The sequence below is a fragment of the Sphingorhabdus sp. genome (genome assembly GCF_044354325.1).
In the GTDB taxonomy this organism is placed as follows: domain Bacteria; phylum Pseudomonadota; class Alphaproteobacteria; order Sphingomonadales; family Sphingomonadaceae; genus Sphingorhabdus_B.
Genome location: NZ_JBILAF010000113.1, coordinates 1 through 6,431, shown reverse-complemented (window position 1 = coordinate 6,431; position 6,431 = coordinate 1). Strand labels below are relative to the sequence as shown.

Annotated in this window: 7 protein-coding genes; 2 read left to right on the top strand and 5 right to left on the bottom strand. The window is 58.3% G+C overall.

The window, feature by feature from the left end; translation table 11 throughout:
• Both ACIQ0G_RS09475 and ribA read left to right on the top strand, forming a co-directional pair.
• Positions 1-399: endonuclease/exonuclease/phosphatase family protein (locus tag ACIQ0G_RS09475; RefSeq protein ID WP_397577695.1), on the top strand; the 399-nt coding region annotated here is incomplete at its 5' end.
• Positions 396-1,460: a GTP cyclohydrolase II gene (ribA, locus tag ACIQ0G_RS09470; protein ID WP_397577694.1), complete on the top strand. Its 1,065-nt coding sequence runs from the start codon at positions 396-398 to the stop codon at positions 1,458-1,460. The genes ACIQ0G_RS09475 and ribA, both read left to right, overlap by 4 nt.
• 56 nt (positions 1,461-1,516) lie before the next feature.
• Here ribA and ACIQ0G_RS09465 read toward each other — a convergent pair whose 3' ends face one another.
• From ACIQ0G_RS09465 to ACIQ0G_RS09445, 5 genes are all read right to left on the bottom strand, one after another.
• On the bottom strand, positions 1,517-3,553 hold the full coding sequence (locus ACIQ0G_RS09465; protein ID WP_397577693.1) for a transglycosylase domain-containing protein: 2,037 nt from the start codon (positions 3,551-3,553) through the stop codon (positions 1,517-1,519).
• A gap of 45 nt (positions 3,554-3,598) precedes the next feature.
• A complete protein-coding gene (msrB, locus tag ACIQ0G_RS09460) occupies positions 3,599-3,991 on the bottom strand; it encodes a peptide-methionine (R)-S-oxide reductase MsrB (RefSeq protein WP_333569867.1) in 393 nt (130 codons plus the stop codon).
• A 102-nt stretch (positions 3,992-4,093) separates the two neighbouring features.
• Complete coding sequence (gene holA, locus ACIQ0G_RS09455; protein WP_397577692.1) at positions 4,094-5,116, bottom strand: DNA polymerase III subunit delta; 1,023 nt, start codon at positions 5,114-5,116, stop codon at positions 4,094-4,096.
• Positions 5,113-5,601: an LPS assembly lipoprotein LptE gene (gene lptE / locus ACIQ0G_RS09450; protein ID WP_397577691.1), complete on the bottom strand. Its 489-nt coding sequence runs from the start codon at positions 5,599-5,601 to the stop codon at positions 5,113-5,115. The genes holA and lptE overlap by 4 nt, the downstream gene beginning before the upstream one ends.
• Positions 5,598-6,431 (bottom strand): class I tRNA ligase family protein (locus ACIQ0G_RS09445; protein WP_397577690.1); only part of this gene is annotated, 834 nt, incomplete at its 5' end. The genes lptE and ACIQ0G_RS09445, both read right to left, overlap by 4 nt.

The window sequence follows — 6,431 nt, the reverse complement described above, 5'->3', positions numbered from 1 at the left end:
TCGCGCATGACCGAGTGGTCGCGTGCGGTCACCAGCCCGACCATATTGACGGGTGATTTCAACGTCGCGCCGCTTGAGCATGATGTTTGGAGCCATAAGCAGCTCGTCAATGTCGTCAGCCACACAAAGATTGAATGCGAACATCTTGCCGCGATTAAGGAAGCCGCGGACTGGGTTGATCTCGCGCGGCATTTTGTCGAACCGTCGAAAAAGCTGTACACATGGTGGAGCTACCGCGCGCAGGATTGGGAAACATCCGATCGTGGCCGCCGGCTGGACCATATGTGGGTGACCCCTGACTTGAAAGAGAAGGCTAAGTCGCATGTGGTGCACAAGCATGTGCGCGGATGGGGCAAGCCATCTGACCATGCGCCCATCGTCACGGAATTTGCCTTTTGAACGGTGCGCCCGCAATTGAGGGCGATGCCCGCCGTGCGGCGCTGGCCATTGACGCGCTGCGTCGTGGCTGGGCGATCAATGTCGAACATCTCGGCCAACAGCTTTGCCTTTTGCCGATAGAAACCGCGCGCGACGTTGCGGGTGCGCGGGCCATCCTGCTTTCTGCGAGCCGCGCGGCGACATTGAAACTCATGAACCAACGCGCCGCCGCCGATACCGCATTGCCGGTTATGATAAAGGCGCCAGCTGACCTTGATATCAACCTTGCACTGGCCGTGGCGGATCCAACGCTCGATTTGCGTTACCCGATGAAGGGCCCGTTTGAAGCATTGGCTCTTGCCGATGGACCTTCTGCGGCTGCGGCCATTGAGCTTGCCCGGCTTGCCGGGTTGCTTCCCGCATTTTTGGTGCTGCCGGATTCGGGAAGTGCGTCCGCGACCGTATCCCCGCAGGATGTCGCTGCGTTTGACGATAGCGGGGCGTTGCACATTGCGGCGCGCGCGCGGTTGCCGGTTGCTGCAAATGTTGACGCTGAAATAGTCGCATTTCGAACGGACGTGGACGCGTCAGACCATGTCGCGCTGTTGATCGGCAAACGCGATGGCACGCCGCCCGTTGTCCGGTTGCACAGCGAGTGCCTGACGGGTGATGTCTTGGGCAGCCTGAAGTGCGATTGCGGCCCGCAATTGCACGAAGCGTTACAACAAATCTCCGACGCCAATTGGGGCATACTTTTATATTTGCGTCAGGAAGGCCGGGGCATTGGCCTGATCAACAAATTGCGTGCCTATGCGCTTCAGGATCAGGGATTTGACACCGTCGATGCAAATACCCGATTGGGCTTTGCCATTGATGCACGCGATTTTTCGGTCGCGGCCCGCATGCTTGAACTGCTCGGTATATCCAACGTCCGGTTGCTCACGAACAATCCGGAAAAGGTTGAAGGCCTTAAGTCCGCTGGCATATCTGTCGAAGAACGACTGCCGCTAAAAATCGCGGCGAACCCGCATAATGCGCATTATCTCGAAACGAAAAAGAGCCGCACGGGTCACGCGCTTTAGCGAAGCGCCGCAAATTGCAGGCAGTTTCCGATGCCCGGACGCTCGAGGACCGAACCTTATTGCGGTTCGCGAAGGCCCCCTTCGTCGCGTGACGATCTGGGTTCTCGGCGCCCGATAGCGCGCTCGATAAATGCGTCATCCAACGGTTCTGGGTCAGTGCTTGGCATTGCACCGGGATCGCCAAAAGCAGGGTCGCCCTCAATCGGCATACCGTTTTCATCGAGCAGCAACCCCTCTTCCCCTTCGCCAAGCAGAAAATCTTCGCCTTCTAATTGTTCGGGGAAGGTTACTTCGGTCGCAAAATTTTCAACGGGTCGGCCCGATACTGCAACCCGCATATAGGCTGCCCACGCTTGTGCTGGCGCACGGCCGCCTTCTAATCCGCCGATCGAACGCGCATCATCGCGGCCCATCCAGACACCTGTTGTCAAACCACTCGAAAAGCCAAGGAACCAGCCGTCCTTGTTGCTGCTCGTGGTACCTGTCTTTCCTGCGACAGGACGGCCGATATTGGCGGCGCGGCCCGTGCCCGTTGCAACCGCGGTCTGCATGAGGTCCGTCATGGCGGCTGCGACCCAGTCTTCGACCAATTGCACGGATCTGGCGGGCTTTGCCGTGTATAAAATCTCGCCATCAATGGTGGTGACTTTGGAGATGCCATAAGGGGTAATGCTGCGGCCATTGGAACCCACGGATGCAAATGCCTGCGTCATGTCGATAACGCGGGTTTCCGATGTCCCAAGCACCATCGACGGCTGCGTGTTGATGGGTGTCGTTATGCCAAAACGGCGTGCCATGTTGGCAATGCTGCTGGTGCCAACCTCTTGCCCCAGCTGCGCTGCGACGGTGTTTTTCGAATAAGCAAATGCCGTCCGCAGTGAAATTTCGCCGGCGTACTGGCCGTTGCTGTTTTTGGGTTGCCAGCCTTCTATTTCAACGGGCTTATCTTCCACCATGTCTTCGGGACGGAGCCCGGCTTCCAACGCGGCCAAGTAGACGAACAATTTCCAAGCCGATCCGGGTTGCCGGACCGCCGTGACCGCACGGTTATAATTGCTGGTGACATAATCGGTGCCGCCGACCATCGCCTTCACTGCGCCATCGCGGTCAATCGACACCAGCGCACCTTGCGCGCCGCGCGGTGCGTTGGCCGCTATCGCCGCCGTTGCCGCGCGCTGCATTTTCAGGTCAAGCGTGGTCCACACATCAATGGGTTTTTCGGTCTCGTCGATCAGGCCATCCAGTTGTGGCAAAACCCAATCGGTGAAATAGCGGACGCTGTCCTGGGGTTGCTGCTTCGCCATTTTCACGTCCGCCGGCTTCACCTGAGCGGCCTCGGCAGCGGAAATCATCCCGGCATCCTGCATCACTCCGACCACCACCGTGGCGCGGTCAATCGCAGCCTGTGCATCTGCTGTTGGTGAATAATGCGATGGCGCCTTTACAAGGCCGGCAATGATTGCGGCTTCGGCGAGGCTCAGATCTTCCGCGCCATGGTCGAAGAATTTCCGGCTGGCCGCATCAACGCCATAAGCACCGCCGCCGAAATAGACCTTGTTCAGATATAATTCGAGTATCTGGTCCTTCGAGAATTTCGTTTCCATCGCCAGCGCAAGGATGACCTCGCGGATTTTGCGCCCGAATTCCTTGTTGCTGTTCAGGTAAATGTTGCGGGCCAGCTGCTGCGTGATCGTTGAACCACCCTGAGTCCAGCGCCCCTCAATTGCACGTGCGTAAAATGACCGCGTGATCCCGATAGGGTCGACACCCGGATGCATATAATAGCGCCGGTCTTCCACTGCGACCATCGCGCCCTTCATTTCAGACGGCAGCTGGTCAATGCTCAACCATCGGCCGAAACTTGGGCCAAGTGATTGGATAACGGTGCCATCGGCGGCACGGACGCGGATCATCTGGCCGTTGGGCGATGCCTTTAAATCTTCAAAGCTGTCGATTTCGCCGCGGGCGATGGCGACAAAAATGCCCAGCACCATGACGCCAAGCAGCGCCGCGATAACGCCGGCTTTGATGATACGTAAAATCCACGGTCCCATTGGGCGACGTTCTTTCGAAATTTTGCGCGCGCGTGCCATTGCGCAGGATGTTAATCGGTCGCGGACTCGCCGACAAGCGCGTTCTTATTCGGGGTCGAATGTCAGCGCAGCGCTGTTGATGCAGTAGCGCAGTCCTGTTGGCCCCGGGCCATCGGGGAACACATGCCCCAAATGCCCTTCGCACGCCGCACAACGCACCTCGGTGCGGACCATGCCGTGCGAAACATCGGTGTGCTCATCAATGGCCTCACCGTCTGCGGGCGCGGTAAAGCTTGGCCAACCCGAACCGCTGTCAAATTTGGTGTCAGATGCAAACAACGTCGTGCCGCATCCGGCGCAGCGGAATTCACCTTCGCGCTTTTCGTCGGTCAATTTGCCCGCAAAGGCCCGCTCGGTTCCCGCCTCGCGCAGGACATGATATTGAACCGGGTCCAATTCTGCGCGCCACTCGGCGTCGGACTTGATAATTTTTTCCATGAAACGGCCTTTCGTTGATGCAGATGTGGGTCTGTTTGCCATCGGGTTCAAGAGCCCAGCTTAACAGATATTTTCCCACCCATTACCGCGCAATATCAGTAATCAGCCGCGGCGCGATGCTGCACGCGCAATGCGGACCAGCTCTTCTTCCAATATCGTGCCAGCCAGTCCATCGCGGACATGCATAAGCTTGGATTCCACCTCAAGCAGATGGCTGTTTAACCCGGCAAGCCGCACCGATGGCCAGCGCGCAAGTTGTTGGGCGTAGCTGTCTGCGTCTTTCCAGAATATCGAACGGGTCGCTTTTACAACGGCGCCGGGGTTCGAACCATTGTCGACCTTTGCGCGCATAGCCGCGAGCAACGTCACCCGCCGCTGCATCGCGCGGATGATGCGGATGGCATCCACCCCCATGTCGCGCGCGGCGACAAGTTCGCGCCCCGTCCCGCGCAAATCGCCGCCCATAACTTGATGGATGAGGCCATTGATATTTTCCTCGCCCGTTTCCGCGGACAAGGCTTCGAATATGGGGACTTCGACGGTCGCGGGACGTTGCGGCGACGAATCATAATATAAGGACAGCTTTTCGATTTCCGCCTGCGCCAGTTTCCGGTCCTGTCCCGTGTAGCGCGCAATCCGTGCGGCCAGCGGCCGGTCAATCTTCAGCCCCATCGTGGCTGCGTATGCCATCACAGCGGCTGCGGCATCGCCTTCCTCTGGCATGTAACAAATATGCACCATCGCGCGGGGATGTGCCTCGACAAGCTTGCGCAACTTGCTGGCCTTGGTCAGATTGCCTGCGGTCGCGATGACCGGATTGGCGTCGCCTTCAAGGGCGAGCAGGTTTTCGACGGCAGCAACACCTTCTTCCCGGCGGAAGTTCAGCCGGATGTGCCGCTTATCACCAAATAGTGACAGCGCCGACGCCTCGTCCGCGAGAAGCGCGGGATCATTGCGAATACGATCGCTGTCGATATCGATCCGCTCCGAACCCGTCAGCGCGGCGGACATTTGCGATGCGATGTCGGCGGCCGCCGATTCATCCTGCCCGAAAATGAAAAACAGCCGGATCTCCGGACGTGTGCCGATGGCACTTATAAAGCTGCGTTCTTTTGCGTTGCTCATTCGCCGCGGGCGTAGATCGAAAGTCGGGTGACAATCTGGTCCGCAACCTTCTGCGTCAGATTTTCCAGCGCGCTGTTTTCGCCAGCGATGGTGGCATATTCCGAACCGGCAACATCGATGCCTGCGTCGGACCCGGCAGTTGCATCAAGCACCGTTTCACCGGTAGCGACGGAGATCAGTTGATAGCGTGCGCGCAATGTGCGTCGTTCACGCGTGACCGTATCGTCGGCACGCACGCCAAAGCCTTCAATCCGGTCATCAAGTGTGACGACCAAGCGGAATTGGGCGGCGTTGCTGTCTTGAGCGCCCAGTCGGTCCGTTAACGCATTGCGCATCAACCAACCGCTTTTGCCTTCGATTGTAGCGACCGATACGGAACCCAACGTCGTTGCCACCGCGCCCTTTGATCCACCGCTGTACAAGGGCTGCAATCCGCAAGCGGACAACATCAAAGCAAGCAAGATGGGGGCGAAGAAACGGTTCATAGGACGATGTTGACCAACCTATCAGGCACGACGATGATTTTCCGGATATCGGCACCGTCAATCGCATGCTGAACCTTTTGGCTGGCAAGCGCAAGCGCCTCCACTTCGGTCTGGGGCAGTCCCTTGGCAACGGTCAGCGTGTCGCGCAGCTTGCCCTTCACCTGAATGGCGATGGTCACTTCGTCTTCGACCAGCAGGTCAGGGTTGACCTGCGGCCAAGGTGCATCGGCGATAAGGCCACCGCCTGATGCTGCGCCAAGCTGGGTCCATGCTTCTTCGGCCAAATGCGGAACCATCGGCGCGGACAATGTGACGATCGTACGGATCGCGGTATCGCGGCTTGCCGAAGGCGCAGCCTTTTCAATGGCATTGGCAAGGTCATAGATTTTTGCCACCGCCTTGTTGAACGCGAGTGCTTCGATGTCTGTGCCGACGCCGGCAATGATCTGGTGCGTTTTGCGGTCCAGTGCCTTGTCGACACCTTCGGCGCCACTGACCTGACTTGTCAGACGCCACAGGCGCTGCACAAAGCGCCAGCAACCCTCAATCCCCGCTTCGGACCATTCCAGATCGCGTTCGGGCGGGCTGTCGGACAGCATGAACCAGCGCACGGCATCGGCGCCATATTGGTCCACAATGTCATCGGGATCGACGACATTCTTTTTAGATTTGGACATTTTTTCGATGCGACCTGCGACCGCAGGGGCACCGCTGTCGATGATGGTCCATATATCGCCTTCACGACGCACCTGATCAGGGCTCAGCCATGTTCCATTGGCATCCTGATAGGTTTGGTGCGTCACCATGCCTTGCGTAAACAAAGACGCGAA

Excerpts from the sequence above, each read along its gene's own strand:
- ACIQ0G_RS09465 (WP_397577693.1), bottom strand. The coding sequence starts at position 3,553 with ATGGCACGCGCGCGCAAAATTTCGAAAGAACGTCGCCCAATGGGACCG.
- msrB (WP_333569867.1), bottom strand. The coding sequence starts at position 3,991 with ATGGAAAAAATTATCAAGTCCGACGCCGAGTGGCGCGCAGAATTGGAC.
- lptE (WP_397577691.1), bottom strand. The coding sequence starts at position 5,601 with ATGAACCGTTTCTTCGCCCCCATCTTGCTTGCTTTGATGTTGTCCGCT.
- holA (WP_397577692.1), bottom strand. The coding sequence starts at position 5,116 with ATGAGCAACGCAAAAGAACGCAGCTTTATAAGTGCCATCGGCACACGT.